The sequence below is a fragment of the Citrobacter portucalensis genome, from assembly GCF_002042885.1.
GTDB lineage: Bacteria > Pseudomonadota > Gammaproteobacteria > Enterobacterales > Enterobacteriaceae > Citrobacter > Citrobacter portucalensis.
In genome coordinates this window covers 1-26624 of the sequence record NZ_MVFY01000029.1, presented here as the reverse complement: position 1 = coordinate 26624, position 26624 = coordinate 1, and the positions used below count along the sequence as shown (strand labels likewise).

Here is a 26624-nt window from a genome sequence, read left to right as displayed (position 1 = left end):
GTCCGCAGTTCTACTTCCGTACTACTGACGTGACTGGTACCATCGAACTGCCGGAAGGCGTAGAGATGGTAATGCCGGGCGACAACATCAAAATGGTTGTTACCCTGATCCACCCAATCGCGATGGACGACGGTCTGCGTTTCGCAATCCGTGAAGGCGGCCGTACTGTTGGTGCGGGCGTTGTTGCTAAAGTAATGAGCTAATTATTGATTAATTAGCTTTGAGCTTAAAAAGGGCGCTTCGGCGCCCTTTTTGCTACCTGCAATTTAGTCGTTGTCATATTTATTCGCATTTTTTATTCATTCTCCCGCCGCGTAAATCGCGTTGTGCTATTGTAATCATAACTATTCTCATTTACACTTTGCGCAGAAATTGAACGGGAGCGATCATGTACGTTTGTTTGTGTAATGCGATAAGTGATAAAAAAATACGTCAGGCTGTTCGCCAGTTTCATCCTCAGTCCTTTCAGCAATTACGTAAATTTATTCCTGTTGGAAATCAATGCGGTAAATGCATTCGTGCTGCCCGCGAGGTCATGCAGGATGAATTAACACAAATGCCAGAATTTAAAGAGATCGCCTAAGTCACACTCTTTTTTTTGACATCCCTGTAGCCCCATCTACGCTCTAAGAGTGGAAGCGGAGGGACTATAAAATGAAAGGTGATGTTAAAATCATAAATTATCTCAATAAACTATTGGGAAATGAGCTTGTCGCGATCAACCAGTATTTTCTCCATGCTCGTATGTTTAAAAACTGGGGACTGACTCGCCTCAATGATGTTGAGTACCATGAATCTATCGATGAGATGAAACACGCTGATAAATATATCGAGCGTATTTTATTCTTAGAAGGGATCCCGAACTTGCAGGATCTTGGCAAGTTGGGTATTGGCGAAGACGTTGAAGAGATGCTGCAATCCGATCTTCGACTCGAACTCGATGGTGCTAAAGACTTACGTGAAGCCATTGCCTATGCCGATAGCGTCCATGATTATGTCAGCCGGGATATGATGATTGAGATCCTGACTGAAGAAGAAGGGCATATTGACTGGCTCGAAACCGAGCTGGACCTGATTGCAAAACTTGGCTTACAAAATTATCTGCAATCGCAAATTAAAGTCAGTGACTAACCGCCCTGTATCATACTTACCAGGCCAATAACAAAACCCGCAGCCGCCAGATATGGCCCAAATGGCAGCGGGTTTTTTAGTACCTGTTTCCCGTAACGGACGCAGGAAATCCCGGTGAGGCAACATGCCATACCCGCGGCAAGTAAAACCAACAGTGGTAATGATTCCCAGCGATGCCATGCGCCTAACGCGGCAAGAAATTTGACATCACCAAAGCCTAATCCTTCCTGTCGGCATATCAAACGATACCCCCAGTAGAACAAAGCAAATACCCCATAGCCCGCTACGACCCCCCAAAGCGCGTCGGATAACTGTGCAGGTCTGCAGCATTGATGATAAATAAGACCGCCCCACAAAAGAGGGCAGGTAAATTTGTCGGGCAGCAACCCGGTACGTAGGTCATGGATTAAGAGCAGCCCTGATAGCGAAACATAAATCAACAGAAAGGGGAGGTCGATGTACATGGGCAAGCCTTATCTGGTAAAGAGTTTACCTTCAGGTAAACCCGGTGGCCCTACAAGCCTGGGATATGGGTTATGGATGCTCTCTTCCACGGAAAACGCGTTGCACCACAGGACATACAATCAGAGTGGAAGGAGCGCCGCATTTGTGAACGAGTGATTAATTTCTACGCGGTACTTGCTTAAGGCTGAGATTTACGTATAATGCGCGGGCTTGTCTAATATTGACAGCGGTTCGATATGAGCCACCGGTACTGCGAAAGCAATACCAGACAATGTTCCCAATCGGGGAACTCTGTAAGAACGGTTACACTCTCCCATCAATCGTAATGGGTTTGAGGAGTAACTATTTCGTCTATAAAATAATTGGAGCTCTGGTCTCATGCAGAACCAAAGAATCCGTATCCGTTTGAAAGCGTTTGATCATCGTCTGATCGATCAATCAACCGCGGAAATCGTCGAGACTGCCAAGCGCACTGGTGCGCAGGTTCGTGGTCCGATCCCGCTGCCGACCCGCAAAGAGCGTTTCACCGTTCTGATCTCCCCGCACGTCAACAAAGACGCGCGTGATCAGTACGAGATCCGTACTCACAAGCGTCTGGTTGACATCGTTGAGCCAACTGAAAAAACCGTTGATGCTCTGATGCGTCTGGACCTGGCTGCCGGTGTAGACGTGCAGATCAGCCTGGGTTAATCAGGTCATCGAGCGATTGAGAGGTTGATACAATGATTGGTTTAGTCGGTAAAAAAGTGGGTATGACCCGCATCTTCACTGAAGATGGCGTATCTATCCCAGTAACCGTTATCGAAGTTGAAGCAAACCGCGTTACTCAGGTTAAAGATCTGGCTAACGATGGCTATCGCGCTGTTCAGGTTACCACCGGTGCTAAAAAAGCTAACCGCGTAACTAAGCCGGAAGCTGGCCACTTTGCTAAAGCTGGCGTAGAAGCTGGCCGCGGCCTGTGGGAATTCCGTCTGGCAGATGGTGAAGAATACACCGTTGGTCAGAACATTAGCGTTGAACTGTTTGCTGACGTTAAAAAAGTTGACGTAACCGGTACCTCTAAAGGTAAAGGTTTCGCTGGTACCGTTAAGCGCTGGAACTTCCGTACCCAGGACGCTACTCACGGTAACTCCTTGTCTCACCGCGTTCCGGGTTCTATCGGTCAGAACCAGACTCCGGGCAAAGTGTTCAAAGGCAAGAAAATGGCAGGTCAGCTGGGCAACGAACGTGTAACCGTTCAGAGCCTGGACGTAGTACGTGTTGACGCTGAGCGCAACCTGCTGCTGGTTAAAGGTGGTGTTCCGGGTGCGACCGGTTGCGACCTGATCGTTAAACCAGCTGTGAAGGCGTAAGGGGATAGCAATGGAATTAGTATTGAAAGACGCGCAGAGCGCGCTGACTGTTTCCGAAACTACCTTCGGTCGTGATTTCAACGAAGCGCTGGTTCACCAGGTTGTTGTTGCTTATGCAGCTGGTGCTCGTCAGGGTACTCGTGCTCAGAAGACTCGTGCTGAAGTAACTGGTTCAGGCAAAAAGCCGTGGCGCCAGAAAGGTACCGGCCGTGCGCGTTCAGGTTCTATCAAGAGCCCGATCTGGCGTTCAGGTGGCGTGACCTTCGCTGCTCGTCCACAGGACCACAGTCAAAAAGTTAACAAAAAGATGTACCGCGGCGCGCTGAAAAGCATTCTGTCCGAACTGGTACGTCAGGATCGTCTGATCGTTGTCGAATCATTCTCTGTAGAAGCGCCTAAAACTAAGCTGCTGGCACAGAAACTGAAAGACATGGCTCTGGAAGATGTGCTGATCATCACCGGTGAGCTGGACGAAAACCTGTTCCTGGCTGCGCGCAACCTGCACAAGGTTGACGTACGCGATGCAACTGGTATCGACCCGGTTAGCCTGATCGCCTTCGACAAAGTCGTAATGACTGCTGATGCTGTTAAGCAAGTTGAGGAGATGCTGGCATGATTCGTGAAGAACGTCTGCTGAAAGTGCTGCGCGCACCGCACGTTTCTGAAAAAGCGTCTACTGCGATGGAAAAAACTAACACCATCGTTCTCAAAGTTGCTAAAGACGCGACCAAAGCAGAAATCAAAGCTGCTGTGCAGAAACTGTTTGAAGTCGAAGTCGAAGTCGTTAACACCCTGGTAGTTAAAGGGAAAGTTAAACGTCACGGACAGCGTATCGGTCGTCGTAGCGACTGGAAAAAAGCTTACGTCACCCTGAAGGAAGGCCAGAATCTGGACTTCGTCGGCGGCGCTGAGTAAGTCGGAGGAGTAATACAATGGCAGTTGTTAAATGTAAACCGACATCTCCGGGTCGTCGCCACGTTGTTAAAGTGGTCAACCCAGAGCTGCACAAGGGCAAACCTTTTGCTCCGCTGGTTGAAAAAAACAGCAAATCCGGTGGTCGTAACAACAATGGCCGCATCACCACTCGTCACATCGGTGGTGGTCACAAGCAGGCTTATCGTATTGTTGACTTCAAACGCAACAAAGACGGTATCCCGGCAGTTGTTGAACGTCTTGAGTACGATCCGAACCGCTCCGCGAACATCGCGCTGGTTCTGTACAAAGACGGTGAACGCCGTTACATCCTGGCCCCTAAAGGCCTGAAAGCTGGCGACCAGATTCAGTCTGGCGTTGATGCTGCAATCAAAGCAGGTAACACCCTGCCGATGCGCAATATCCCGGTTGGTTCTACCGTTCATAACGTAGAAATGAAACCAGGTAAAGGCGGTCAGCTGGCACGTTCCGCTGGTACTTACGTTCAGATCGTTGCTCGTGATGGTGCTTATGTCACCCTGCGTCTGCGTTCTGGTGAAATGCGTAAAGTCGAAGCAGACTGCCGTGCAACTCTGGGCGAAGTTGGCAATGCTGAGCATATGCTGCGCGTTCTGGGTAAAGCAGGTGCTGCACGCTGGCGTGGTGTTCGTCCTACCGTTCGCGGTACTGCGATGAACCCAGTCGACCACCCACATGGTGGTGGTGAAGGTCGTAACTTTGGTAAGCACCCGGTAACTCCGTGGGGCGTTCAGACCAAAGGTAAGAAGACCCGCAGCAACAAGCGTACTGATAAATTCATCGTACGTCGCCGTAGCAAATAATTTTAGAGGATAAGCCATGCCACGTTCTCTCAAGAAAGGTCCTTTTATTGACCTGCACTTGCTGAAGAAGGTAGAGAAAGCGGTGGAAAGCGGAGACAAGAAGCCCCTGCGCACTTGGTCCCGTCGTTCAACGATCTTTCCTAACATGATCGGTTTGACCATCGCTGTCCATAATGGTCGTCAGCACGTTCCGGTATTTGTTTCCGACGAAATGGTCGGTCACAAACTGGGTGAATTCGCACCGACTCGTACTTATCGCGGCCACGCTGCTGATAAAAAAGCGAAGAAGAAATAAGGTAGGAGGAAGAGATGGAAACTTTAGCTCAACATCGCCATGCTCGTTCTTCTGCTCAGAAGGTTCGCCTTGTTGCAGACCTGATTCGCGGTAAGAAAGTGTCGCAGGCTCTGGATATTCTGACCTACACCAATAAGAAAGCGGCTGTACTGGTTAAGAAAGTCCTGGAATCTGCCATTGCTAACGCTGAACACAACGATGGCGCTGACATTGACGATCTGAAAGTTACGAAAATTTTCGTAGACGAAGGCCCGAGCATGAAGCGCATTATGCCGCGTGCAAAAGGTCGTGCAGATCGCATCCTGAAGCGCACCAGCCACATTACTGTGGTTGTGTCCGATCGCTGAGACTCTGGAGACTAGCAATGGGTCAGAAAGTACATCCTAATGGTATTCGCCTGGGTATTGTAAAACCATGGAACTCAACCTGGTTTGCGAACACCAAAGAATTCGCTGACAACCTGGACAGCGATTTTAAAGTACGTCAGTACCTGACTAAGGAACTGGCGAAAGCGTCTGTATCTCGTATCGTTATCGAGCGTCCGGCTAAGAGCATCCGTGTGACCATTCACACCGCTCGCCCGGGTATCGTTATCGGTAAGAAAGGCGAAGACGTAGAAAAACTGCGCAAAGTCGTAGCGGATATTGCTGGCGTTCCTGCTCAGATCAATATCGCCGAAGTGCGTAAGCCTGAACTGGACGCAAAATTGGTTGCTGACAGCATCACTTCTCAGCTGGAACGTCGTGTTATGTTCCGTCGTGCTATGAAGCGTGCTGTACAGAACGCAATGCGTCTGGGCGCTAAAGGTATCAAAGTTGAAGTTAGCGGCCGTCTGGGCGGCGCGGAAATCGCACGTACCGAATGGTACCGCGAAGGTCGCGTACCTCTGCACACTCTGCGTGCTGACATCGACTACAACACCTCTGAAGCGCACACCACTTACGGTGTAATCGGCGTTAAAGTGTGGATCTTCAAAGGCGAGATCCTGGGTGGTATGGCTGCTGTTGAACAACCGGAAAAACCGGCTGCGCAACCTAAAAAGCAGCAGCGTAAAGGCCGTAAATAAGGAGCGTCGCTGATGTTACAACCAAAGCGTACAAAATTCCGTAAAATGCACAAAGGCCGTAACCGCGGTCTGGCTGCTGGCGCGGATGTTAGCTTCGGCAGCTTCGGTCTGAAAGCTGTTGGCCGTGGTCGTCTGACTGCCCGTCAGATCGAAGCAGCACGTCGTGCTATGACCCGTGCAGTTAAGCGTCAAGGTAAGATCTGGATCCGTGTATTCCCGGACAAACCGATCACTGAAAAGCCGCTGGCAGTGCGTATGGGTAAAGGTAAAGGTAACGTGGAGTATTGGGTTGCCTTGATTCAGCCGGGTAAAGTCCTGTATGAAATGGACGGCGTACCGGAAGAGCTGGCCCGTGAAGCATTCAAGCTGGCAGCAGCGAAACTGCCGATTAAAACCACCTTTGTAACTAAGACGGTGATGTAATGAAAGCAAAAGAGCTGCGTGAGAAGAGTGTTGAAGAGCTGAACACCGAGCTGCTGAATCTGCTGCGTGAGCAGTTCAACCTGCGTATGCAGGCTGCAAGTGGCCAGCTGCAACAGTCTCACCTGTTGAAGCAAGTGCGTCGTGACGTCGCACGCGTTAAGACTTTACTGACTGAGAAGGCGGGTGCGTAATGACCGATAAAATCCGTACTCTGCAAGGTCGCGTTGTTAGCGATAAAATGGAGAAATCCATCGTTGTTGCTATCGAACGTTTTGTGAAACACCCGATCTACGGTAAATTCATTAAGCGTACGACCAAACTGCACGTACATGACGAGAACAACGAATGCGGTACTGGTGACGTGGTTGAAATCCGCGAATGCCGTCCGCTGTCCAAGACTAAGTCCTGGACGCTGGTTCGCGTTGTAGAGAAAGCCGTTCTGTAATACAGTAGGCATTCTCAACGAATAAACGGCTCAGCGATGAGCCGTTTATTTTTTCTACCCATATCGTTGAAGCGGTGTTATAATGCCGCGCCCCCGATATGGGGCTTTTTTAACGACCTGATTTTCGGGTCTCAGTAGTAGTTGACATTAGCGGAGCACTAAAATGATCCAAGAACAGACTATGCTGAACGTCGCCGACAACTCCGGTGCACGTCGCGTAATGTGTATCAAGGTTCTGGGTGGCTCGCACCGTCGCTACGCAGGCGTCGGCGATATCATCAAGATCACCATCAAGGAAGCAATTCCGCGTGGTAAGGTCAAAAAAGGTGATGTGCTGAAGGCGGTAGTGGTGCGCACCAAGAAGGGTGTTCGTCGCCCGGACGGTTCTGTCATTCGCTTCGATGGTAATGCATGCGTTATTTTAAACAATAACAGCGAGCAACCTATCGGTACGCGTATTTTTGGGCCGGTAACTCGTGAACTTCGTAACGAGAAGTTCATGAAAATTATCTCTCTGGCACCAGAAGTACTCTAAGGAGCGAATCATGGCAGCGAAGATCCGTCGTGATGACGAAGTTATCGTGTTAACCGGTAAAGATAAAGGTAAACGCGGTAAAGTTAAGAATGTCCTGTCTTCCGGCAAGGTCATTGTTGAAGGTATCAACCTGGTTAAGAAACATCAGAAGCCGGTTCCGGCCCTGAACCAACCAGGCGGCATCGTAGAGAAAGAAGCAGCTATTCAGATCTCTAACCTTGCTATCTTCAACGCGGCAACCGGCAAGGCTGACCGTGTAGGCTTTAGATTCGAAGACGGCAAAAAAGTCCGTTTCTTCAAATCTAACAGCGAAACTATCAAGTAATTTGGAGTAGTACGATGGCGAAACTGCATGATTACTACAAAGACGAAGTAGTCGCTAAACTCATGACTGAGTTTAACTACAATTCTGTCATGCAAGTCCCTCGGGTCGAGAAGATCACCCTGAACATGGGTGTTGGTGAAGCGATCGCTGACAAGAAACTGCTGGATAACGCAGCAGCTGACCTGACAGCAATCTCCGGTCAAAAACCGCTGATCACCAAAGCACGCAAATCAGTTGCAGGCTTCAAAATCCGTCAGGGCTATCCGATCGGCTGTAAAGTAACTCTGCGTGGCGAACGCATGTGGGAGTTCTTTGAGCGCCTGATCACTATTGCTGTTCCACGTATCCGTGACTTCCGTGGCTTGTCCGCTAAGTCTTTCGACGGTCGTGGTAACTACAGCATGGGTGTCCGTGAGCAGATCATCTTCCCAGAAATCGACTACGATAAAGTCGACCGCGTGCGTGGTTTGGATATTACCATTACCACTACTGCGAAATCTGATGAAGAAGGCCGTGCTCTGCTGGCTGCCTTTGACTTCCCGTTCCGCAAGTAAGGTAGGGTTACTGAATGGCTAAGCAATCAATGAAAGCACGCGAAGTAAAGCGCGTAGCTTTAGCTGATAAGTACTTCGCAAAACGCGCTGAACTGAAAGCTATTATCTCTGATGTGAACGCGACCGACGAAGATCGTTGGAACGCAGTTCTCAAGCTGCAGTCTCTGCCGCGTGATTCCAGCCCGTCCCGTCAGCGTAACCGCTGCCGTCAAACAGGTCGTCCGCATGGCTATGTGGGCAAGTTCGGGTTGAGCCGTATCAAACTGCGTGAAGCCGCCATGCGCGGTGAAGTACCAGGCTTGAAAAAGGCTAGCTGGTAATTACCAATTGAATCACGGGAGTAAAGACAGATGAGCATGCAAGATCCGATCGCGGATATGCTGACCCGTATCCGTAACGGTCAGGCCGCGAATAAAGCTGCGGTCACCATGCCTTCCTCCAAGCTGAAAGTGGCAATTGCCAACGTGCTGAAGGAAGAAGGTTTTATTGAAGATTTTAAAGTTGAAGGCGACACCAAGCCGGAACTGGAACTTACTCTCAAGTATTTCCAGGGTAAAGCTGTTGTAGAAAGCATTCAGCGTGTCAGTCGCCCAGGTCTGCGCATTTATAAGCGTAAAGACGAGCTGCCGAAAGTTATGGCTGGCATGGGTATCGCAGTTGTTTCTACCTCTAAAGGTGTTATGACTGATCGTGCAGCGCGCCAGGCTGGTCTTGGTGGCGAAATTATCTGCTACGTAGCCTAATCGGAGGAAAAAATGTCTCGTGTTGCTAAAGCACCGGTCGTTATTCCTGCCGGCGTTGATGTAAAAATCAACGGTCAGGTTATTACGATCAAAGGTAAAAACGGCGAGCTGACTCGTACTCTCAACGATGCTGTTGCAGTAAATCATGCAGATAATGCACTGACCTTCGGTCCGCGTGATGGTTACGCAGATGGATGGGCTCAGGCTGGTACCGCGCGTGCCCTGCTGAATGCAATGGTTGTCGGTGTTACCGAAGGCTTCACTAAGAAGCTTCAGCTGGTTGGTGTAGGTTATCGTGCAGCGGTTAAAGGGAATGTAGTAAACCTGGCTTTAGGTTTCTCTCACCCAGTTGACCATCAGCTGCCTGCGGGAATCACTGCAGAATGTCCGTCTCAGACTGAAATCGTGCTGAAAGGCGCTGATAAACAGCTGATCGGTCAGGTTGCAGCAGATCTGCGCGCCTACCGTCGTCCTGAGCCTTATAAAGGCAAGGGTGTTCGTTACGCCGACGAAGTCGTGCGTACCAAAGAGGCTAAGAAGAAGTAAGGTAACACTATGGATAAGAAATCTGCTCGTATCCGTCGTGCGACCCGCGCACGCCGCAAGCTCCAGGAGCTGGGTGCAACTCGCCTGGTGGTACATCGTACCCCGCGTCATATTTACGCACAGGTAATTGCACCGAACGGTTCTGAAGTTCTGGTAGCTGCTTCTACTGTAGAAAAAGCTATCGCTGAACAATTGAAGTACACCGGTAACAAAGACGCTGCTGCAGCTGTAGGTAAAGCTGTTGCTGAACGCGCTCTGGAAAAAGGCATCAAAGATGTTTCTTTTGACCGTTCCGGGTTCCAATATCATGGTCGTGTCCAGGCACTGGCAGATGCTGCCCGTGAAGCTGGCCTTCAGTTCTAAGGTAGAGGTGTAAGATGGCTCACATCGAAAAACAAGCTGGCGAACTGCAGGAAAAGCTGATCGCGGTTAACCGCGTATCTAAAACCGTTAAAGGTGGTCGTATTTTCTCCTTCACAGCTCTGACTGTAGTTGGTGATGGTAACGGTCGCGTTGGTTTTGGTTACGGTAAAGCGCGTGAAGTTCCAGCAGCGATCCAGAAAGCGATGGAAAAAGCCCGTCGCAATATGATTAACGTCGCGCTGAACCACGGCACCCTGCAGCACCCGGTTAAGGGTACTCACACGGGTTCTCGTGTATTCATGCAGCCGGCTTCCGAAGGTACCGGTATCATCGCCGGTGGTGCAATGCGCGCCGTTCTGGAAGTCGCTGGAGTTCGTAACGTTCTGGCTAAAGCGTATGGTTCCACTAACCCGATTAACGTGGTTCGTGCAACTATCGATGGCCTGGAAAATATGAAATCTCCGGAAATGGTCGCTGCCAAGCGTGGTAAATCCGTTGAAGAAATTCTGGGGAAATAAACCATGGCAAAGACTATTAAAATTACTCAAACCCGCAGTGCAATCGGTCGTCTGCCGAAACACAAGGCAACGCTGCTTGGCCTGGGTCTGCGTCGTATTGGTCACACCGTAGAGCGCGAGGATACTCCTGCTGTTCGTGGTATGGTCAACGCGGTTTCCTTCATGGTTAAAGTTGAGGAGTAAGAGATGCGTTTAAATACTCTGTCTCCGGCCGAAGGCTCTAAAAAAGCGGCTCGCCGCCTGGGTCGTGGTATCGGTTCTGGCCTCGGTAAAACCGGTGGTCGTGGTCACAAAGGTCAGAAGTCTCGTTCTGGCGGTGGCGTACGTCGCGGTTTCGAGGGTGGTCAGATGCCTCTGTACCGTCGTCTGCCGAAATTCGGCTTCACTTCACGTAAAGCAGCGATTACAGCCGAAGTTCGTCTGTCTGACCTGGCTAAAGTTGAAGGCGGTGTTGTAGACCTGAACACGCTGAAAGCAGCTAACATTATCGGTATCCAGATCGAGTTCGCGAAAGTGATCCTGGCTGGTGAAGTCACTACTCCGGTAACTGTTCGTGGCCTGCGTGTTACTAAAGGCGCTCGTGCTGCTATCGAAGCTGCTGGCGGTAAAATCGAGGAATAAGTAGCAGATGGCTAAACAACCGGGATTAGATTTTCAAAGTGCCAAAGGTGGCTTAGGCGAGCTGAAACGCAGACTGCTGTTTGTAATCGGCGCGCTGATTGTGTTCCGTATTGGCTCTTTCATTCCGATCCCTGGTATTGATGCCGCTGTACTTGCCAAACTGCTTGAGCAACAGCGAGGCACCATCATTGAAATGTTTAACATGTTCTCTGGTGGTGCTCTCAGCCGTGCTTCTATCTTTGCTCTGGGGATCATGCCGTATATTTCGGCGTCGATCATTATCCAGCTGCTGACGGTGGTTCATCCAACGCTGGCAGAAATTAAGAAAGAAGGGGAGTCTGGTCGTCGTAAGATCAGCCAGTACACCCGCTACGGTACTCTGGTGCTGGCAATATTCCAGTCGATCGGTATTGCTACCGGTCTGCCGAATATGCCTGGTATGCAGGGCCTGGTGATGAACCCAGGCTTTGCATTCTATTTCACCGCTGTTGTAAGTCTGGTTACAGGGACGATGTTCCTGATGTGGTTGGGCGAACAGATTACTGAACGTGGTATCGGCAACGGTATCTCAATCATTATCTTCGCCGGTATTGTCGCGGGACTCCCGCCAGCCATTGCCCATACTATCGAGCAAGCGCGTCAAGGCGACCTGCACTTCCTCGTGTTGCTGTTGGTTGCAGTATTAGTATTCGCAGTGACGTTCTTTGTTGTATTTGTTGAGCGTGGTCAACGCCGTATTGTGGTAAACTACGCGAAACGTCAGCAAGGTCGTCGTGTCTATGCTGCACAGAGCACACATTTACCGCTGAAAGTGAATATGGCGGGGGTAATCCCGGCAATCTTCGCTTCCAGTATTATTCTGTTCCCGGCGACCATCGCGTCATGGTTCGGGGGCGGGACTGGTTGGAACTGGCTGACAACAATTTCGCTGTATTTGCAGCCTGGGCAACCGCTTTATGTGTTACTCTATGCGTCTGCAATCATATTCTTCTGTTTCTTCTACACGGCGTTGGTTTTCAACCCGCGTGAAACAGCAGATAACCTGAAGAAGTCCGGTGCATTTGTACCAGGAATTCGTCCGGGAGAGCAAACGGCGAAGTATATCGATAAAGTAATGACCCGCCTGACTTTGGTTGGTGCGCTCTACATTACCTTTATCTGCCTGATCCCGGAGTTCATGCGTGATGCAATGAAAGTACCGTTCTACTTCGGTGGGACCTCACTGCTTATCGTTGTTGTCGTGATTATGGACTTTATGGCTCAAGTGCAAACTCTGATGATGTCAAGTCAGTACGAGTCTGCATTGAAGAAGGCGAATCTGAAAGGCTACGGCCGTTAACAGTCGCCCGAGAAGTTACGGAGAGTAAAAATGAAAGTTCGTGCTTCCGTCAAGAAATTATGCCGTAACTGCAAAATCGTTAAGCGTGATGGTGTCATCCGTGTGATTTGCAGTGCCGAGCCGAAGCATAAACAGCGCCAAGGCTGATTTATTCGCATATTTTTCTTGCAAAGTTGGGTTGAGCTGGCTAGATTAGCCAGCCAATCTTTTGTATGTCTGTGCGTTTCCATTTGAGTATCCTGAAAACGGGCTTTTCAGCATGGTGCGTACATATTAAATAGTAGGAGTGCATAGTGGCCCGTATAGCAGGCATTAACATTCCTGATCAGAAACATGCTGTGATCGCATTAACTTCGATCTACGGCGTCGGCAAGACCCGTTCTAAAGCCATTCTGGCTGCCGCGGGTATCGCTGAAGATGTTAAGATCAGTGAGCTGTCTGAAGAACAAATCGACACGCTGCGTGACGAAGTTGCCAAATTTGTCGTTGAAGGTGATCTGCGCCGTGAAGTTAGCATGAGCATCAAGCGCCTTATGGACCTTGGTTGCTATCGCGGTTTGCGTCATCGTCGTGGTCTCCCGGTTCGCGGTCAGCGTACCAAGACCAACGCACGTACCCGTAAGGGTCCGCGCAAACCGATCAAGAAATAATCGGGGTGATTGAATAATGGCAAAGGCACCAATTCGTGCACGTAAACGTGTAAGAAAACAAGTCTCTGACGGCGTGGCTCATATCCATGCTTCTTTTAACAACACCATCGTTACCATTACTGATCGTCAGGGTAACGCACTGGGTTGGGCAACAGCCGGTGGTTCCGGTTTCCGTGGTTCTCGCAAATCCACTCCGTTTGCAGCTCAGGTTGCAGCAGAGCGTTGCGCTGAAGCCGTAAAAGAATACGGTATCAAGAATCTGGAAGTTATGGTCAAAGGACCGGGTCCAGGTCGCGAATCTACTGTTCGTGCTCTGAACGCCGCTGGTTTCCGCATCACTAATATTACTGATGTGACTCCGATCCCTCATAACGGTTGTCGTCCGCCGAAAAAACGTCGCGTATAACGCTGTCGTTTCTAGGATTGTTGGAGAAAGAAAATGGCAAGATATTTGGGTCCTAAGCTCAAGCTGAGCCGTCGTGAGGGCACTGACTTATTCCTTAAGTCTGGCGTTCGCGCGATCGATACCAAGTGTAAAATTGAACAAGCTCCTGGCCAGCACGGTGCGCGTAAACCGCGTCTGTCTGACTATGGTGTGCAGTTGCGTGAAAAGCAAAAAGTTCGCCGTATCTACGGTGTGCTGGAGCGTCAGTTCCGTAACTACTACAAAGAAGCAGCACGTCTGAAAGGCAACACCGGTGAAAACCTGTTGGGTCTGCTGGAAGGTCGTCTGGACAACGTTGTATACCGTATGGGCTTCGGTGCCACTCGTGCAGAAGCACGTCAGCTGGTCAGCCATAAAGCAATTATGGTAAACGGTCGTGTTGTTAACATCGCTTCTTATCAGGTTAGTCCGAATGACGTTGTTAGCATTCGTGAGAAAGCGAAGAAGCAGTCTCGCGTGAAAGCCGCTCTGGAGCTGGCTGAGCAGCGTGAAAAGCCAACCTGGCTGGAAGTTGATGCTGGCAAGATGGAAGGTACGTTCAAGCGTAAGCCGGAACGTTCTGATCTGTCTGCGGACATTAACGAACACCTGATCGTCGAGCTTTACTCCAAGTAAAGCTTAGTACCAAAGAGAGGACACAATGCAGGGTTCTGTGACAGAGTTTCTAAAACCGCGCCTGGTAGATATCGAGCAAGTGAGTTCGACGCACGCCAAGGTGACCCTTGAGCCTTTAGAGCGTGGCTTTGGCCATACTTTGGGTAACGCACTGCGCCGTATTCTGCTCTCATCGATGCCGGGTTGCGCGGTGACCGAGGTTGAGATTGATGGTGTACTACATGAGTACAGCACCAAAGAAGGCGTTCAGGAAGATATCCTGGAAATCCTGCTCAACCTGAAAGGGCTGGCGGTGAGAGTTCAGGGTAAAGATGACGTTATTCTTACCTTGAATAAATCTGGCATTGGCCCTGTGACTGCAGCCGACATTACCCATGATGGTGATGTCGAAATCGTCAAGCCACAGCACGTGATCTGCCACCTGACCGATGAGAATGCATCTATTAGCATGCGTATCAAAGTTCAGCGCGGTCGTGGTTATGTGCCGGCTTCTACCCGAATTCATTCGGAAGAAGATGAGCGCCCAATCGGCCGTCTGCTGGTCGACGCATGCTACAGCCCTGTAGAGCGTATTGCCTACAATGTTGAAGCAGCGCGTGTAGAACAGCGTACCGACCTGGACAAGCTGGTCATCGAAATGGAAACCAACGGCACAATCGATCCTGAAGAGGCGATTCGTCGTGCGGCAACCATTCTGGCTGAACAACTGGAAGCTTTCGTTGATTTACGTGATGTACGTCAGCCGGAAGTTAAAGAAGAGAAACCAGAATTCGATCCGATCCTGCTGCGCCCTGTTGACGATCTGGAATTGACTGTCCGCTCTGCTAACTGCCTCAAAGCAGAAGCTATCCACTATATCGGTGATCTGGTACAGCGTACTGAGGTTGAGCTTCTTAAGACGCCTAACCTTGGTAAAAAATCTCTTACCGAGATTAAAGACGTGCTGGCTTCCCGTGGACTGTCTCTGGGCATGCGCCTGGAAAACTGGCCACCGGCAAGCATCGCTGACGAGTAACCGGATCACAGGTTAAGGTTTTACTGAGAAGGATAAGGTCATGCGCCATCGTAAGAGTGGTCGTCAACTGAACCGCAACAGCAGCCATCGCCAGGCTATGTTCCGCAATATGGCAGGTTCACTGGTTCGTCATGAAATCATCAAGACGACTCTGCCGAAAGCGAAAGAGCTGCGTCGCGTAGTTGAGCCGCTGATTACTCTTGCCAAGACTGATAGCGTAGCTAATCGTCGTCTGGCATTCGCCCGTACTCGTGATAACGAGATCGTGGCAAAACTGTTTAACGAACTGGGCCCGCGTTTTGCGAGCCGCGCCGGTGGTTACACTCGCATTCTGAAGTGTGGTTTCCGTGCAGGCGACAACGCGCCGATGGCATACATCGAGCTGGTTGATCGTTCAGAGAAAACAGAAGCTGCTGCAGAGTAATCTGTAGTAACGTAAAAAAACCCGCCTCGGCGGGTTTTTTTATATCCGTCATATCCCCACTTATCTACAATATTTGTACTCTTTTTGTTCATCCCCTGGAGTGTTGTATGTGGTTACTTGACCAGTGGGCAAAGCGCCATATTATTGATGCACAGTCTAAAGGCGAGTTTGATGATTTACCGGGAACGGGCGAACCGCTGACTCTTGACGATGACTCCCATGTCCCGCCTGAACTCCGAGCCGGATACCGTTTATTAAAAAATGCAGGTTGCCTTCCTCCTGAGCTCGAGCAACGCAGAGAGGCAATACAGCTGCTTGAAATACTCGCGGGGATCCGCAAAGATGATCCCAGTTATCCTGAGGTGAGCCGAAGACTGTCGCTACTGGAACTTAAACTTCGGCAGGCTGGACTCAGCACAGAGTTTTTGCGCGGTGACTACGCAGATAAGCTGCTAAAAAAGATCAACGATGAATAGCGGAGAGAGCATGTACCGAATTGGTGAAATAGCGAAACTGGCTGACGTGACGCCGGATACTATCCGCTACTATGAAAAGCAGCAGATGATGGAGCATGAAGTGCGTACTGAAGGCGGATTTCGCCTCTATACAGAAAGCGATCTTCAGCGCTTGAAGTTTATTCGTTATGCCCGGCAGCTTGGTTTCACTCTGGAGTCGATCCGTGAATTGCTTTCGATCCGGGTTGATCCCGAACACCATACTTGTCAGGAATCAAAAGGGATCGTCCAGGAAAGACTGCAAGAAGTCGAAGCCCGCATTGCTGAACTTCAGACGATGCAGCGGTCACTGCAGCGATTGAATGATGCATGCTGCGGCAAGGCACACAGCAGCGTGTACTGCTCTATTCTTGAAGCTCTTGAGCAAGGCGCTAGTGGAACAACGACAGGATGTTGATTTCTTGAACTGCCAGGTCTACACTCGCGGCGTAAATTACTACAAACTGGAGATATTATGAGTCGTTATCAGCACACCAAAGGGCAGATAAAGGACAACGCCATTGAGGCGCTTCTGCATGACCCACTGTTCAGACAGCGCGTTGAGAAAAATAAGAAAGGGAAAGGAAGTTATCTGCGAAAAGGCAAACATGGCAATCGGGGTAACTGGGAGGCCAGTGGCAAGAAAGTAATTAACTTTTTTACCACTGGCCTTCTAGTTTCAGTGAGTGCTTAAGAGCGATTATTCTGTTCTTTCAGCAGGTCACGAATTTCACTTAGCAATACTTCTTCTTTCGATGGAGCTGGCGGTGCTGCCGGCTCTTCCGCTTTTTTACGGTTCAGTTTGTTGATCAGTTTGATTGCCATAAAGATAGCAAACGCAACAATAATGAAATCGAATACATTCTGAATAAATACACCGTAATGCATGACCACGGCAGGGATGTCTCCCTGTGCATCACGTAGCGTTAAAGCAAACTGTTTAAAATCAATTCCACCAATTAACAGCCCCAGCGGCGGCATAATGATATCGGCAACCAGTGATGAAACAATCTTACCGAATGCCGCACCAATAATGACACCCACTGCCAAATCGACAACATTCCCGCGCATCGCGAATTCGCGAAACTCTTTAATAATGCTCATTTTATTCTCCCTATGCAGCTGACGTTTATAAGTTTAACAAATGTTTAGGCAATTTCCATTTATGTATTGCCGAAAGGAAAATTTATTAGACCATGAAAAATAAAGGGAAATAAAAAGGGCGCTGTATTAGCGCCCAAATTATTACAGGAAGAAAGGACTTGGCTGGAATAGTCGCTCGACGTCGGTAATAAACTTTTTATCTGTCAGGAACATAATTACGTGATCGCCCTGCTCAATGCGCAGGTTATCGTTGGCAATCATGACATCGTTACCACGTACAACGGCGCCAATAATGGTTCCGGGCGGAAGTTTAATTTCATCAATTGAACGCCCTACAACTCTCGACGTCGTTTCATCCCCGTGTGCGACGGCTTCAATGGCTTCCGCGACGCCACGGCGAAGTGAAGAAACGCCAACAATATCAGCTTTACGCACGTGGCTCAGCAGCGCGGAGATGGTCGCCTGCTGCGGTGAAATCGCAATATCGATCACGCTGCCTTGCACCAGATCGACGTATGCTCTGCGCTGGATCAACACCATTACTTTCTTGGCACCCATCCGTTTGGCAAGCATCGCCGACATGATATTTGCTTCATCATCGTTGGTCACTGCGATGAACAGATCGACCTGATCGATATGTTCTTCGGCCAGTAACTCTTGATCCGAAGCATCACCAAAAAAGACGATCGTATTTTGTAGTTTCTCTGCAAGTTCGGATGCGCGTTGTTGATTACGTTCGATCAGTTTGACGCTGTAATCTTTTTCCAGACGACGTGCCAGACCCGCACCGATATTACCGCCACCCACTAACATAATGCGTTTGTACGGCTTTTCCAGACGCTGCAGTTCACTCATTACGGCGCGTATATGCTGTGATGCCGCAATAAAGAAGACTTCATCACCCGCTTCAACGATCGTAGAACCTTGCGGACGGATCGGTCGGTCATGACGGAAAATGGCCGCAACGCGGGTGTCGATGTGCGGCATATGCTCACGCATTGTTGACAGCGCATTACCGATAAGCGGCCCGCCGTAATAGGCTTTTACTACTGCCAGACTGACTTTACCTTCGGCAAAATTCACCACCTGCAATGCGCCCGGATATTCAATCAGGCGATAAATGCTATCGATAACCAGTTGCTCAGGTGCAATCAGATGATCGATTGGCACCGCATCGGATTGGAACAGCTTGTCGGCATCGCGAACGTAATCTGGTGAACGAATACGGGCGATGCGATTAGGCGTATTAAACAGTGAATAAGCTACCTGGCAGGCAACCATATTTGTTTCATCTGAGCTGGTTACGGCAACCAGCATATCGGCATCGTCGGCACCGGCTTCACGCAATACGCGGGGATGCGAACCATGCCCTTGCACGACACGGAGATCAAACTTGTCCTGCAGGCTGCGCAGGCGTTCGCCATTGGTATCGACTACCGTGATATCGTTGTTCTCTCCGACCAGGTTTTCAGCCAGCGTACCGCCAACTTGCCCTGCGCCCAGAATGATAATTTTCATCAGTCGCGACCCGTTATCTCATCACTTTTTGATTAGCTTAGCGTAAAAGAAGCCATCGCCATCTTCCGCACCCGGTAAATTCTGACGTCCGGGTTTTTCCGGCGTACCGGTTTCGCTTAATACCGCATCCGGTGTGCGTGCCAGGAAGGCGGCAATTTGCTGCTGGTTCTCTTCTGGCAGGATAGAACACGTTGCATACACCAGCGTGCCGCCAGATTTAAGATGTGACCAGGTAGCATTCAGGATCTCAGCCTGTAATTGGGCAAGTTCGGCAATATCCCGGTCGCGGCGCAGCCATTTGATATCCGGATGGCGACGGATCACCCCGGTAGCAGAACATGGAGCGTCCAGCAAAATACGGTCAAACTGTTGTTCACCGCACCACTGCTGTGGATAGCGGCCATCCCCCTGTTTTACGGTTGCCTTCATGCCCAGACGTTTCAGATTGTCGTAAACGCGCGATAAGCGTTTTTCATCCACATCGACAGCCATGACGTTAGCTAGCGGAGCAACTTCCAGAATGTGAGTGGTTTTACCGCCCGGCGCACAGCACAGGTCGAGGATCTGTTCACCGTCCTCCGGCAACAGATAATTTACGCATCCTTGAGCGGAGGCATCCTGAACGGTGACCCAACCTTCGTCAAAACCAGGGAGGGCGTGAACTGGAGCCGGTGTTTCCAGACGCACTGCATCCGGGTAGTCTGGATGCGGGAAACCGGTTAATCCCGCTTCGGTAAGCAGGTCTAGCCAGGCGTCGCGAGTATGGTGATTACGATTGACTCGTAGCCACATCGGAGGTCGCTGGTTATTGGCTTCAAGAATGGCTTCCCACTGCTGCGGATACGCACTTTTAATACGTTTCACCAGCCAGGAGGGGTGTAAGAAGCGCAAATCGCTTTGCGCAAACTCGGCCAGCAGTTCATCCTGACGGCGTTGAAACTGGCGCAGTACGCCGTTGATCAGCCCTTTCAGCTGTGGACGCTTAATAACGACCGCGCCTTCTACGGTCTCAGCCAGCGCAGCGTGTGCTGGAATACGAGTATGCAACAGTTGATAGAAGCCCACCATGATCAGGTAGTGAACGGTGCGCTGTTTGCCCGTCATTGGACGTTCCATCAGTTGCTGGATCATCCACTCCAGTTGAGAGAGTGTACGCAATACGCCGAAGCAAAGTTCCTGTAACAGTGCTTTGTCTTTATCGGCAACTTTTTGCTGCATGGCGGGCAGCACGTTACTTAGTGATTGTCCTTTCTCGACAACCTGTTCGACGGCCTGGGCCGCCATACTGCGTAAATTAAGATGTTTTTTCATAAGCGCAAAAATAAAAATGCCCGGAGACACCGGGCTTAAAGAGATGAACCGTCAGGCCAGACGGTTTCCGGGCACGAACCACTCCCGGCGCGAATTAAGCAGATCCTGCGCGCTCATGGCTTTTTTACCGGCAGGCTGCAAAGAGATAAGATTCAGAATGGCGTCGCCTGTTGCGACCTGGATACCCTGCTTTGTCGCCTCTAGAATGGTGCCTGGCTCGGCCTGGGTGTTTACAGCAATAACCGAAGCTTGCCAGACTTTCACTGGCTGACCATCGATTTCAAGCCAGCTCATTGGCCACGGGTTAAAGGCGCGGATGCAGCGTTCCAATTGAACAGCCGAAAGCGACCAGTCGATACGGGCCTCTTCTTTGCTGAGTTTTTCTGCATGCGTAACCAGTGATTCGTCTTGTACCACCGGTTTTATTGTGCCGGCAGCCAGCTGTTTTAGCGTTTCAATCAGCCCCTGAGGCCCCAGGTCTGCCAGCTTGTCATATAACGAACCGCTGGTATCTTCTGCCGTAATTGGGCAGGACAGCTTCAGCAGCATATCACCGGTGTCGAGGCCAACATCCATCTGCATGATGGTAACACCGGTTTCGGCGTCGCCTGCCCACAGTGAGCGCTGGATCGGTGCTGCACCCCGCCAGCGCGGAAGCAGGGAACCGTGAACGTTGATACAACCCAGGCGCGGCATTTCCAGTACGGCTTTTGGCAGAATCAGGCCATATGCCACCACCACCATCACGTCTGCGTGTAAATCAGCAACCAACTGCTGGTTTTCCTGAGGGCGAAGAGAGACGGGTTGAAAAACCGGTATCCCTTTTTCTTCTGCCAGCACTTTTACCGGGCTGGGCATCAGCTTTTTACCGCGTCCCGCCGGGCGGTCCGGTTGGGTAAACACGCCAACGACGTTATGTCCAGAAGACAGCAGCGCGTCGAGATGACGCGCAGCAAAGTCAGGTGTACCCGCAAAAATAATACGTAGTGAGTCTGACACGTTGATCCTTGTCCTTAAGCTCGGGCGTTCAGGCGGTCGAGTTTTTCAACTTTCTGACGAATGCGTTGTTGCTTCAACGGAGACAGATAATCGATAAATAGTTTACCGACCAGGTGATCCATTTCATGTTGAATGCAGATAGCGAGCAGGCCATCGGCTTCCAGTTCAAAAGATTTGCCGTCGCGATCGAGCGCACGAATTTTTACTTTCTCTGCACGCGGTACTAACGCACGCTGTTCAGGAATAGACAGACAGCCTTCTTCAATGCCGGTTTCGCCGTCTTTTTCCAGCAGTTCTGGGTTAATGAGTACCAACTGCTCATCGCGATTTTCAGAGACATCAATAACAATGATGCGCTGATGAATATCGACCTGTGTTGCTGCCAGACCGATACCTTCTTCGGCGTACATCGTTTCGAACATATCATCAACGATACGCTGAATTTCTGCATTCACTTCTTCAACCGGTTTTGCGACTTTGCGAAGGCGCTCGTCCGGAATATGTAACACTTGCAAAACTGACATAGTTATCCAGAGTTGAGTTCAGGAGTTGAAAAGATTATTACCTCTATTCTAGACAAAACCCCCTCTGATTGACAGCATCAGTGACCAATCGCAAAGATTGCCAGGACTGCTTGTGGCAGGGGAACAGGGATGACCCAAATCGAAATTTGGCTACGTTTAGCGCAAGTGAATGAACTGTATGGTGATGAGATAGTGCGCGTTGCTCACTGGCTCAATACTCAACCGTGCATTAACAACGCGGTACTCTTGCAGGCAGGATTCTCTCCACGCCAGGCAAGACGCTTTTTAACCTTTTCAGATCTGACGCTGGAAAAAACGCTGCGCTGGCTTGAACAGCCTAACCACCATTTTGTGGTTGCCGACAGCGAGCATTATCCGCCACAGCTCCGTGCGATTGAGGATTATCCTGGGGTGCTTTTTGTTGCAGGAGCTACCGCATGCCTCCACTCATTTCAAGTTGCCGTTGTCGGTAGTCGACAACACTCATGGTATGGCGAACGCTGGGGACGGTTGTTTTGTGAAAAGCTTGCTGCATGTGGGGTGACGATCACCAGCGGTCTGGCCCGGGGGATTGATGGCGTGGCGCACAATGCTGCGATAAACCGACAAGGCACAAGTATTGCGGTGCTGGGAAATGGACTTGAGACCATTCACCCACGACAGCATATCCGTCTTGCGGAGCGACTGATTGAGGCAGGGGGCGCACTGGTGTCTGAGTTCCCATTAGATATGCTCCCTTTGCCGCGCAATTTTCCCCGACGAAATCGCATTATTAGTGGTCTAAGTAAAGGTGTACTGGTTGTCGAAGCTGCACAGCGTAGTGGTTCACTGGTTACTGCTCGCTGTGCAATTGAACAAGGGCGGGAGGTGTTTGCTTTACCAGGGCCGATTGGGAGCCCGGGAAGTGAAGGCCCGCATTGGCTTATTCAGCAGGGAGCCATGCTTGTGACGACACCAGAGGAAATTCTTGAAAATTTGCAATATGGGCTGCAATGGTTGCCAGATGAACCTGAAAAATCAATTTATTCGCCAGATCACGAAGAGGTGGCATTGCCATTTCCGGAGCTCCTGGCTAACGTAGGAGATGAGGTAACACCTGTTGACGTCGTCGCTGAACGTGCCGGCCAACCTGTGCCAGAGGTAGTGGCTCAACTGCTCGAACTGGAGTTAGCAGGGTGGATCGCAGCTGTACCCGGCGGCTATGTCCGATTGAGGAGGGCATGCCATGTTCGACGTACTAATGTATTTGTTTGAGACATATATCCATAACGAAGCTGAGCTGCGTGTGGATCAGGACAAACTGGAACGGGATCTTACCGACGCTGGTTTTGATCGTGAAGACATTTACAACGCGTTACTTTGGCTGGAGAAGCTTGCTGACTATCAGGATGGTCTTGCTGAACCTATGCAGCTGGCATCGGACCCTCTTTCTATACGTATTTATACTGCGGAAGAGTGCGACCGACTGGATGCAAGCTGTAGAGGATTCCTGCTATTCCTGGAGCAGATTCAGGTGCTAAACCTCGAAACGCGAGAAATGGTTATTGAGCGCGTACTCGCGCTAGATACGGCAGAGTTCGATCTGGAAGACCTGAAGTGGGTGATTCTGATGGTGCTATTCAACATTCCAGGTTGTGAAAATGCCTATCAGCAAATGGAAGAATTACTCTTTGAAGTGAATGAAGGTATGCTGCATTAATCAATCTTCATTCAGTATGAGTTGTTATGGCTAAATCAGCACTGTTCACGGTGCGTAAAAACGAGCCCTGCCCACAATGCGGGGCTGAACTGGTTATTCGTTCCGGGAAACACGGTCCGTTTCTCGGTTGTTCACACTATCCAGAATGCGATTACATCCGTCCGCTGAAATCTTCCGCGGACGGACATGTTGTCAAAGTTCTGGAGGGTAAGCTTTGTCCTGCATGTGGCGCTGAGCTGGTGCTGAGACAGGGACGATTCGGTATGTTTATTGGATGCAGTGACTATCCTGCGTGCGATCACACCGAGCTCATCGACAAGCCTGATGAAACAGCAATAGTCTGTCCTCAATGCCAGACTGGTCATCTTGTCCAGCGGCGTTCCCGTTATGGCAAAACCTTTTACTCCTGCGATCGCTATCCGGAGTGCCAGTTTGTCATTAACTTCAAACCGTTAGCCGGAGAATGTCCTGAGTGTCATTATCCGCTTCTCATCGAAAAGAAAACCGCGCAGGGTGTGAAGCATTTCTGTGCCAGTAAACAATGTGGAAAGCCGATTTCGGCGGAATAAAAAAGTGAATAATAGCCTGCCCACAGACGCTATCGCTGCGGCGATAGCGGTTCTGAAACAAGAAAAAGTCATCGCCTATCCAACTGAAGCTGTATTTGGTGTCGGCTGCGACCCCGATAGCGAAACGGCGGTGAGCCGTTTGTTGGCGCTAAAACAACGTCCGGTCGATAAAGGGTTAATTTTAATCGCGTCAAACTTTGAACAACTTAAACCGTATATCGACGATAGCATGCTCACCGATGCTCAACGTGACGCTGTTTTCGCCCGTTGGCCTGGTCCTGTTACCTTCGTTTTCCCAGCGCTTGCGACAACGCCACGCTGGTTGACCGGGCGCTTTGATTCTCTGGCTGTTCGCGTCACCGATCACCCGCTGGTGGTTGCGTTGTGCCAGGCTTATGGCAAACCGTTAGTTTCTACCAGTGCTAATTTGAGTGGCTTACCGCCTTGCAGAACGGTAGAGGAAGTTCGCGCACAGTTCGGTACAGACTTTCCCGTGGTTGAAGGGGAGACCGGGGGGCGTTTGAATCCTTCGGAGATCCGTGATGCTCTGACAGGTGAACAGTTTCGACAGGGGTAATATGAAAGAAGCCTATGCTGTTTTTGGTAATCCGATAGCGCACAGTAAATCGCCCTTTATTCATCAGCAATTTGCAGAGCAGCTGAAGATTGATCACTCCTACGGGCGTGTATTGGCACCCATCAATGATTTTGTGAATACCCTGAACGCTTTTTTTGCTGAGGGCGGGAAGGGGGCAAATGTCACCGTGCCTTTTAAAGAAGAGGCATTTGCACGTGCCGATGAACTAACGGAGCGGGCATCGCTTGCTGGAGCGGTCAACACCCTTAAACGGCTGGAGGATGGGCGTTTACTGGGAGACAACACGGATGGTATCGGCTTGTTGAGCGATCTTGAGCGTTTATCTTTCATTCGTCCCGGATCGCGAGTTCTGCTGATTGGTGCGGGTGGTGCATCCCGTGGAGTTTTATTACCTCTTCTTTCTATGGATTGTGCGGTGACTATTGTTAACCGTACCGCTTCGCGCGCTGAAGAGTTGGCACAAATCTTCTCCCATACCGGCAGCGTACAGGCGGTAGGAATGGACGAGCTTGATAATTACAGTTTTGATCTGATTATTAACGCGACATCCAGCGGAATTAGCGGTGAGATACCGGCTATTCCGACATCTCTTATTCACTCATCTGTCTATTGTTATGACATGTTTTATCAGAAAGGAGATACACCGTTCCTCTCCTGGTGTGCCGAACATGGGGCGAAACAATATGCTGATGGCCTGGGTATGCTGGTGGGGCAAGCAGCGCACGCCGTTTTACTCTGGCATGGGGTTTTGCCGCAGATTGAACCCGTCATTAAAAGCATGCAGCAGGAATTGTCGGAATGAATCAGGCGATCCAGTTTCCCGATCGAGAAGAATGGCGCACGGATGTCAACGCCGTTGTGTTTCCGGCGATGGTTCATGGTATGCAGTTAACATGTGCCATATCTGGAGAGATGCTGGCGTCCCGCTTTGGCGGCGACACGCCTGAACAGTGGTTAGAAATCTTTCAACAGCATCGCTGGGATCTGGAAGAAGAAGCTGAAGGATTGATCCAGGCCCAGCAGGAAGATGCTCAAGGTTGGGTGTGGTTACTCTGACTTAAATATTCATCTTTCCACTTAACATAGTTGTTAGCTGAATATTGTAAGCCTGCCTTCTCTTCATCGCTTAATGGACGGATTTGTTTAACCGGGCTTCCCAGGTACAGATACCCGCTTTCCAGGCGTTTGTTTTGGGGAACCAGGCTCCCAGCCCCAATCATAACGTCGTCTTCTACTACCACGCCATCCAGCAGAATCGAACCCATGCCGACTAATACGCGGTTGCCAATGATACAGCCGTGTAGCATGACCTTATGACCGACCGTTACATCCTCACCCACGATCAATGGATTACCCTGCGGATTAGACGTGGATTTATGTGTGACATGGAGAACGCTGCCGTCCTGAATGTTTGTACGGGCACCAATTTGTACATAGTTAACGTCGCCACGAATGGCAACCAGTGGCCAAATTCCGACATCATCAGCCAAACGAGCATCACCAATGACGACACTGCTGGTGTCGATCATCACGCGATTTCCGATCTGTGGGAAAAGATCCTTATAAGGACGCAGTACATCAGACATGTTTACCTCAACGAAAATAGAGCAGTAATGAAGACTTTGGTTGGATTATTGAGACTGTGCAAGTGGTTTAGCTATCAAAAATCAGCCAAATTGCGCAGGAATGTAGCGAAAGGAGTGAAAAACAAGCATTCAGAAAAAAAGATCCAAAAAATACTTGTGCTAAAAAATGGGATCCCTATAATGCGCCTCCATCGACACGGCGGATGTGAATCACTTCACGCAAACAGCCGGTTCGGTTGAAGAGAAAAACCTGAAAATGAGGGTTGACTCTGAAAGAGGAAAGCGTAATATACGCCACCTCGCGACAGAGCGCTAAAGCGCGTCGCAACTGCTCTTTAACAATTTATCAGACAATCTGTGTGGGTACTCGAAGATACGGATTCTTAACGTCGCAAGACGAAAAATGAATACCAAGTCTCAACGAGTGAACACGTAATTCATTACGAAGTTTAATTCATTGAGCATCAAACTTTTAAATTGAAGAGTTTGATCATGGCTCAGATTGAACGCTGGCGGCAGGCCTAACACATGCAAGTCGAACGGTAGCACAGAGGAGCTTGCTCCTTGGGTGACGAGTGGCGGACGGGTGAGTAATGTC

The 26624-nt window shown here is 50.0% G+C and carries 47 protein-coding genes and 1 rRNA gene; 41 read left to right on the top strand and 7 right to left on the bottom strand.

Annotated elements, in window-relative coordinates:
* The 3 genes from BZK40_RS23720 to bfr form a co-directional block, all read left to right on the top strand.
* Positions 1 to 203, top strand: a 203-nt coding sequence (locus BZK40_RS23720) for an EF-Tu C-terminal domain-related protein (protein ID WP_458773792.1), incomplete at its 5' end; no start/stop codon positions are given.
* A gap of 185 nt (positions 204 to 388) precedes the next feature.
* Positions 389 to 583 carry a bacterioferritin-associated ferredoxin gene (gene bfd / locus BZK40_RS23710; RefSeq protein ID WP_003031111.1) on the top strand — a complete coding sequence of 65 codons (195 nt, stop codon included), beginning with the start codon at positions 389 to 391 and terminating at the stop codon, positions 581 to 583.
* A gap of 71 nt (positions 584 to 654) precedes the next feature.
* Positions 655 to 1131 carry a bacterioferritin gene (gene bfr, locus BZK40_RS23705; protein WP_003827773.1) on the top strand — a complete coding sequence of 159 codons (477 nt, stop codon included), beginning with the start codon at positions 655 to 657 and terminating at the stop codon, positions 1129 to 1131.
* Here bfr and BZK40_RS23700 read toward each other — a convergent pair.
* Positions 1128 to 1595: a prepilin peptidase gene (locus tag BZK40_RS23700; protein WP_079935386.1), complete on the bottom strand. Its 468-nt coding sequence runs from the start codon at positions 1593 to 1595 to the stop codon at positions 1128 to 1130. The genes bfr and BZK40_RS23700 overlap by 4 nt on opposite strands.
* 379 nt (positions 1596 to 1974) lie before the next feature.
* On the opposite strand from BZK40_RS23700, the gene rpsJ reads away from it, so the two are divergent.
* The 31 genes from rpsJ (at position 1975) to arfA (ending at position 16812) form a co-directional block, all read left to right on the top strand.
* Positions 1975 to 2286 (top strand): 30S ribosomal protein S10, encoded by a 312-nt coding sequence (rpsJ, locus tag BZK40_RS23695; protein WP_001181005.1) that lies wholly within the window; start codon positions 1975 to 1977, stop codon positions 2284 to 2286.
* Between the two features lie 32 nt (positions 2287 to 2318).
* Positions 2319 to 2948 carry a 50S ribosomal protein L3 gene (gene rplC, locus BZK40_RS23690; RefSeq protein WP_003031117.1) on the top strand — a complete coding sequence of 210 codons (630 nt, stop codon included), beginning with the start codon at positions 2319 to 2321 and terminating at the stop codon, positions 2946 to 2948.
* Positions 2949 to 2958: 10 nt separating this feature from the next.
* A complete protein-coding gene (rplD, locus tag BZK40_RS23685; protein WP_003031119.1) occupies positions 2959 to 3564 on the top strand; it encodes a 50S ribosomal protein L4 in 606 nt (201 codons plus the stop codon).
* Positions 3561 to 3863, top strand: coding sequence for a 50S ribosomal protein L23 (gene rplW, locus BZK40_RS23680; RefSeq protein ID WP_000617546.1), 303 nt, complete (start codon positions 3561 to 3563; stop codon positions 3861 to 3863). The genes rplD and rplW overlap by 4 nt, the downstream gene beginning before the upstream one ends.
* A gap of 17 nt (positions 3864 to 3880) precedes the next feature.
* Positions 3881 to 4702 (top strand): 50S ribosomal protein L2, encoded by an 822-nt coding sequence (gene rplB / locus BZK40_RS23675; RefSeq protein ID WP_000301869.1) that lies wholly within the window; start codon positions 3881 to 3883, stop codon positions 4700 to 4702.
* A gap of 16 nt (positions 4703 to 4718) precedes the next feature.
* Positions 4719 to 4997: a 30S ribosomal protein S19 gene (gene rpsS, locus BZK40_RS23670; protein ID WP_001138115.1), complete on the top strand. Its 279-nt coding sequence runs from the start codon at positions 4719 to 4721 to the stop codon at positions 4995 to 4997.
* A gap of 14 nt (positions 4998 to 5011) precedes the next feature.
* Positions 5012 to 5344 (top strand): 50S ribosomal protein L22, encoded by a 333-nt coding sequence (gene rplV, locus BZK40_RS23665; protein WP_000448832.1) that lies wholly within the window; start codon positions 5012 to 5014, stop codon positions 5342 to 5344.
* A gap of 17 nt (positions 5345 to 5361) precedes the next feature.
* Entirely contained in the window at positions 5362 to 6063 is a 702-nt protein-coding gene (rpsC, locus tag BZK40_RS23660; RefSeq protein WP_000529945.1) for a 30S ribosomal protein S3, read from the top strand.
* A 12-nt stretch (positions 6064 to 6075) separates the two neighbouring features.
* The gene (rplP, locus tag BZK40_RS23655; RefSeq protein WP_000941208.1) at positions 6076 to 6486 is read left to right on the top strand and encodes a 50S ribosomal protein L16; all 411 of its coding nucleotides are present in this window, start codon (positions 6076 to 6078) and stop codon (positions 6484 to 6486) included.
* Positions 6486 to 6677, top strand: coding sequence for a 50S ribosomal protein L29 (gene rpmC / locus BZK40_RS23650; RefSeq protein ID WP_000644742.1), 192 nt, complete (start codon positions 6486 to 6488; stop codon positions 6675 to 6677). The genes rplP and rpmC overlap by 1 nt, the downstream gene beginning before the upstream one ends.
* Positions 6677 to 6931: a 30S ribosomal protein S17 gene (gene rpsQ / locus BZK40_RS23645; RefSeq protein ID WP_003031120.1), complete on the top strand. Its 255-nt coding sequence runs from the start codon at positions 6677 to 6679 to the stop codon at positions 6929 to 6931. The genes rpmC and rpsQ overlap by 1 nt, the downstream gene beginning before the upstream one ends.
* Positions 6932 to 7094: 163 nt before the next feature.
* A complete protein-coding gene (gene rplN, locus BZK40_RS23640) occupies positions 7095 to 7466 on the top strand; it encodes a 50S ribosomal protein L14 (protein ID WP_000613954.1) in 372 nt (123 codons plus the stop codon).
* 10 nt (positions 7467 to 7476) lie between these two features.
* Positions 7477 to 7791, top strand: a complete 315-nt coding sequence (gene rplX / locus BZK40_RS23635) for a 50S ribosomal protein L24 (protein ID WP_003031122.1) — start codon at positions 7477 to 7479, stop codon at positions 7789 to 7791.
* A gap of 14 nt (positions 7792 to 7805) precedes the next feature.
* Positions 7806 to 8345 carry a 50S ribosomal protein L5 gene (gene rplE / locus BZK40_RS23630; protein WP_003031123.1) on the top strand — a complete coding sequence of 180 codons (540 nt, stop codon included), beginning with the start codon at positions 7806 to 7808 and terminating at the stop codon, positions 8343 to 8345.
* 14 nt (positions 8346 to 8359) lie between these two features.
* On the top strand, positions 8360 to 8665 hold the full coding sequence (gene rpsN, locus BZK40_RS23625) for a 30S ribosomal protein S14 (protein ID WP_003031125.1): 306 nt from the start codon (positions 8360 to 8362) through the stop codon (positions 8663 to 8665).
* Between the two features lie 30 nt (positions 8666 to 8695).
* Complete coding sequence (gene rpsH, locus BZK40_RS23620; protein WP_003031127.1) at positions 8696 to 9088, top strand: 30S ribosomal protein S8; 393 nt, start codon at positions 8696 to 8698, stop codon at positions 9086 to 9088.
* A gap of 12 nt (positions 9089 to 9100) precedes the next feature.
* A complete protein-coding gene (gene rplF, locus BZK40_RS23615; RefSeq protein ID WP_003031129.1) occupies positions 9101 to 9634 on the top strand; it encodes a 50S ribosomal protein L6 in 534 nt (177 codons plus the stop codon).
* Between the two features lie 9 nt (positions 9635 to 9643).
* Positions 9644 to 9997 carry a 50S ribosomal protein L18 gene (gene rplR / locus BZK40_RS23610; protein ID WP_000358960.1) on the top strand — a complete coding sequence of 118 codons (354 nt, stop codon included), beginning with the start codon at positions 9644 to 9646 and terminating at the stop codon, positions 9995 to 9997.
* Positions 9998 to 10011: 14 nt separating this feature from the next.
* Positions 10012 to 10515: a 30S ribosomal protein S5 gene (gene rpsE, locus BZK40_RS23605; protein WP_003031131.1), complete on the top strand. Its 504-nt coding sequence runs from the start codon at positions 10012 to 10014 to the stop codon at positions 10513 to 10515.
* Between the two features lie 3 nt (positions 10516 to 10518).
* Complete coding sequence (gene rpmD, locus BZK40_RS23600; protein ID WP_001140434.1) at positions 10519 to 10698, top strand: 50S ribosomal protein L30; 180 nt, start codon at positions 10519 to 10521, stop codon at positions 10696 to 10698.
* A 3-nt stretch (positions 10699 to 10701) separates the two neighbouring features.
* Positions 10702 to 11136, top strand: coding sequence for a 50S ribosomal protein L15 (gene rplO / locus BZK40_RS23595; RefSeq protein ID WP_003031132.1), 435 nt, complete (start codon positions 10702 to 10704; stop codon positions 11134 to 11136).
* 7 nt (positions 11137 to 11143) lie between these two features.
* The gene (secY, locus tag BZK40_RS23590; RefSeq protein ID WP_001118864.1) at positions 11144 to 12475 is read left to right on the top strand and encodes a preprotein translocase subunit SecY; all 1332 of its coding nucleotides are present in this window, start codon (positions 11144 to 11146) and stop codon (positions 12473 to 12475) included.
* 30 nt (positions 12476 to 12505) lie between these two features.
* Positions 12506 to 12622 carry a 50S ribosomal protein L36 gene (gene rpmJ / locus BZK40_RS23585; protein WP_000868187.1) on the top strand — a complete coding sequence of 39 codons (117 nt, stop codon included), beginning with the start codon at positions 12506 to 12508 and terminating at the stop codon, positions 12620 to 12622.
* Positions 12623 to 12768: 146 nt separating this feature from the next.
* Positions 12769 to 13125, top strand: coding sequence for a 30S ribosomal protein S13 (gene rpsM, locus BZK40_RS23580; protein ID WP_003031135.1), 357 nt, complete (start codon positions 12769 to 12771; stop codon positions 13123 to 13125).
* Positions 13126 to 13141: 16 nt separating this feature from the next.
* Positions 13142 to 13531: a 30S ribosomal protein S11 gene (rpsK, locus tag BZK40_RS23575; RefSeq protein WP_003031137.1), complete on the top strand. Its 390-nt coding sequence runs from the start codon at positions 13142 to 13144 to the stop codon at positions 13529 to 13531.
* A 33-nt stretch (positions 13532 to 13564) separates the two neighbouring features.
* Positions 13565 to 14185: a 30S ribosomal protein S4 gene (gene rpsD, locus BZK40_RS23570; protein WP_003031138.1), complete on the top strand. Its 621-nt coding sequence runs from the start codon at positions 13565 to 13567 to the stop codon at positions 14183 to 14185.
* Positions 14186 to 14210: 25 nt separating this feature from the next.
* Entirely contained in the window at positions 14211 to 15200 is a 990-nt protein-coding gene (locus tag BZK40_RS23565) for a DNA-directed RNA polymerase subunit alpha (RefSeq protein WP_003031139.1), read from the top strand.
* 40 nt (positions 15201 to 15240) lie between these two features.
* Positions 15241 to 15624, top strand: a complete 384-nt coding sequence (rplQ, locus tag BZK40_RS23560) for a 50S ribosomal protein L17 (RefSeq protein WP_001216370.1) — start codon at positions 15241 to 15243, stop codon at positions 15622 to 15624.
* 107 nt (positions 15625 to 15731) lie between these two features.
* Positions 15732 to 16100, top strand: coding sequence for a DnaJ family domain-containing protein (locus BZK40_RS23555; protein WP_079935385.1), 369 nt, complete (start codon positions 15732 to 15734; stop codon positions 16098 to 16100).
* A 10-nt stretch (positions 16101 to 16110) separates the two neighbouring features.
* Positions 16111 to 16536: a Zn(2+)-responsive transcriptional regulator gene (zntR, locus tag BZK40_RS23550; RefSeq protein ID WP_048236923.1), complete on the top strand. Its 426-nt coding sequence runs from the start codon at positions 16111 to 16113 to the stop codon at positions 16534 to 16536.
* A gap of 57 nt (positions 16537 to 16593) precedes the next feature.
* Positions 16594 to 16812 (top strand): alternative ribosome-rescue factor ArfA, encoded by a 219-nt coding sequence (gene arfA / locus BZK40_RS23545; RefSeq protein ID WP_003828276.1) that lies wholly within the window; start codon positions 16594 to 16596, stop codon positions 16810 to 16812.
* Here the strand turns inward: arfA and mscL are convergent.
* The 5 genes from mscL to def form a co-directional block, all read right to left on the bottom strand.
* A complete protein-coding gene (mscL, locus tag BZK40_RS23540) occupies positions 16809 to 17222 on the bottom strand; it encodes a large-conductance mechanosensitive channel protein MscL (protein ID WP_003031152.1) in 414 nt (137 codons plus the stop codon). The genes arfA and mscL overlap by 4 nt on opposite strands.
* Positions 17223 to 17363: 141 nt before the next feature.
* Positions 17364 to 18740 carry a Trk system potassium transporter TrkA gene (gene trkA, locus BZK40_RS23535; protein WP_003031153.1) on the bottom strand — a complete coding sequence of 459 codons (1377 nt, stop codon included), beginning with the start codon at positions 18738 to 18740 and terminating at the stop codon, positions 17364 to 17366.
* 21 nt (positions 18741 to 18761) lie between these two features.
* Positions 18762 to 20051 carry a 16S rRNA (cytosine(967)-C(5))-methyltransferase RsmB gene (gene rsmB / locus BZK40_RS23530; RefSeq protein WP_032945172.1) on the bottom strand — a complete coding sequence of 430 codons (1290 nt, stop codon included), beginning with the start codon at positions 20049 to 20051 and terminating at the stop codon, positions 18762 to 18764.
* 51 nt (positions 20052 to 20102) lie between these two features.
* On the bottom strand, positions 20103 to 21050 hold the full coding sequence (gene fmt / locus BZK40_RS23525) for a methionyl-tRNA formyltransferase (protein WP_079935384.1): 948 nt from the start codon (positions 21048 to 21050) through the stop codon (positions 20103 to 20105).
* 14 nt (positions 21051 to 21064) lie between these two features.
* On the bottom strand, positions 21065 to 21574 hold the full coding sequence (gene def / locus BZK40_RS23520) for a peptide deformylase (RefSeq protein ID WP_003828283.1): 510 nt from the start codon (positions 21572 to 21574) through the stop codon (positions 21065 to 21067).
* 129 nt (positions 21575 to 21703) lie between these two features.
* Between def and dprA the strand changes: the two genes are divergently transcribed.
* The 6 genes from dprA to BZK40_RS23490 are packed head-to-tail and all read left to right on the top strand — an operon-like array spanning position 21704 to position 25496.
* A complete protein-coding gene (gene dprA / locus BZK40_RS23515) occupies positions 21704 to 22828 on the top strand; it encodes a DNA-protecting protein DprA (protein WP_048236921.1) in 1125 nt (374 codons plus the stop codon).
* Positions 22800 to 23273 carry a DUF494 family protein Smg gene (gene smg, locus BZK40_RS23510; RefSeq protein ID WP_003031162.1) on the top strand — a complete coding sequence of 158 codons (474 nt, stop codon included), beginning with the start codon at positions 22800 to 22802 and terminating at the stop codon, positions 23271 to 23273. The genes dprA and smg overlap by 29 nt, the downstream gene beginning before the upstream one ends.
* A gap of 26 nt (positions 23274 to 23299) precedes the next feature.
* On the top strand, positions 23300 to 23842 hold the full coding sequence (locus BZK40_RS23505) for a DNA topoisomerase family protein (protein ID WP_008786284.1): 543 nt from the start codon (positions 23300 to 23302) through the stop codon (positions 23840 to 23842).
* 4 nt (positions 23843 to 23846) lie between these two features.
* Entirely contained in the window at positions 23847 to 24419 is a 573-nt protein-coding gene (gene tsaC / locus BZK40_RS23500) for an L-threonylcarbamoyladenylate synthase type 1 TsaC (RefSeq protein ID WP_032945165.1), read from the top strand.
* A gap of 1 nt (position 24420) precedes the next feature.
* Complete coding sequence (gene aroE / locus BZK40_RS23495; RefSeq protein ID WP_079935383.1) at positions 24421 to 25242, top strand: shikimate dehydrogenase; 822 nt, start codon at positions 24421 to 24423, stop codon at positions 25240 to 25242.
* The gene (locus BZK40_RS23490) at positions 25239 to 25496 is read left to right on the top strand and encodes a DUF1488 family protein (RefSeq protein WP_008786281.1); all 258 of its coding nucleotides are present in this window, start codon (positions 25239 to 25241) and stop codon (positions 25494 to 25496) included. Before aroE ends, BZK40_RS23490 begins: the two co-directional genes overlap by 4 nt.
* Here the strand turns inward: BZK40_RS23490 and BZK40_RS23485 are convergent.
* Complete coding sequence (locus BZK40_RS23485) at positions 25472 to 26026, bottom strand: gamma carbonic anhydrase family protein (protein ID WP_003031171.1); 555 nt, start codon at positions 26024 to 26026, stop codon at positions 25472 to 25474. The genes BZK40_RS23490 and BZK40_RS23485 overlap by 25 nt on opposite strands.
* A gap of 474 nt (positions 26027 to 26500) precedes the next feature.
* Between BZK40_RS23485 and BZK40_RS23470 the strand changes: the two genes are divergently transcribed.
* Positions 26501 to 26624: ribosomal RNA gene (locus BZK40_RS23470) — 16S ribosomal RNA — on the top strand; the annotation flags it as partial.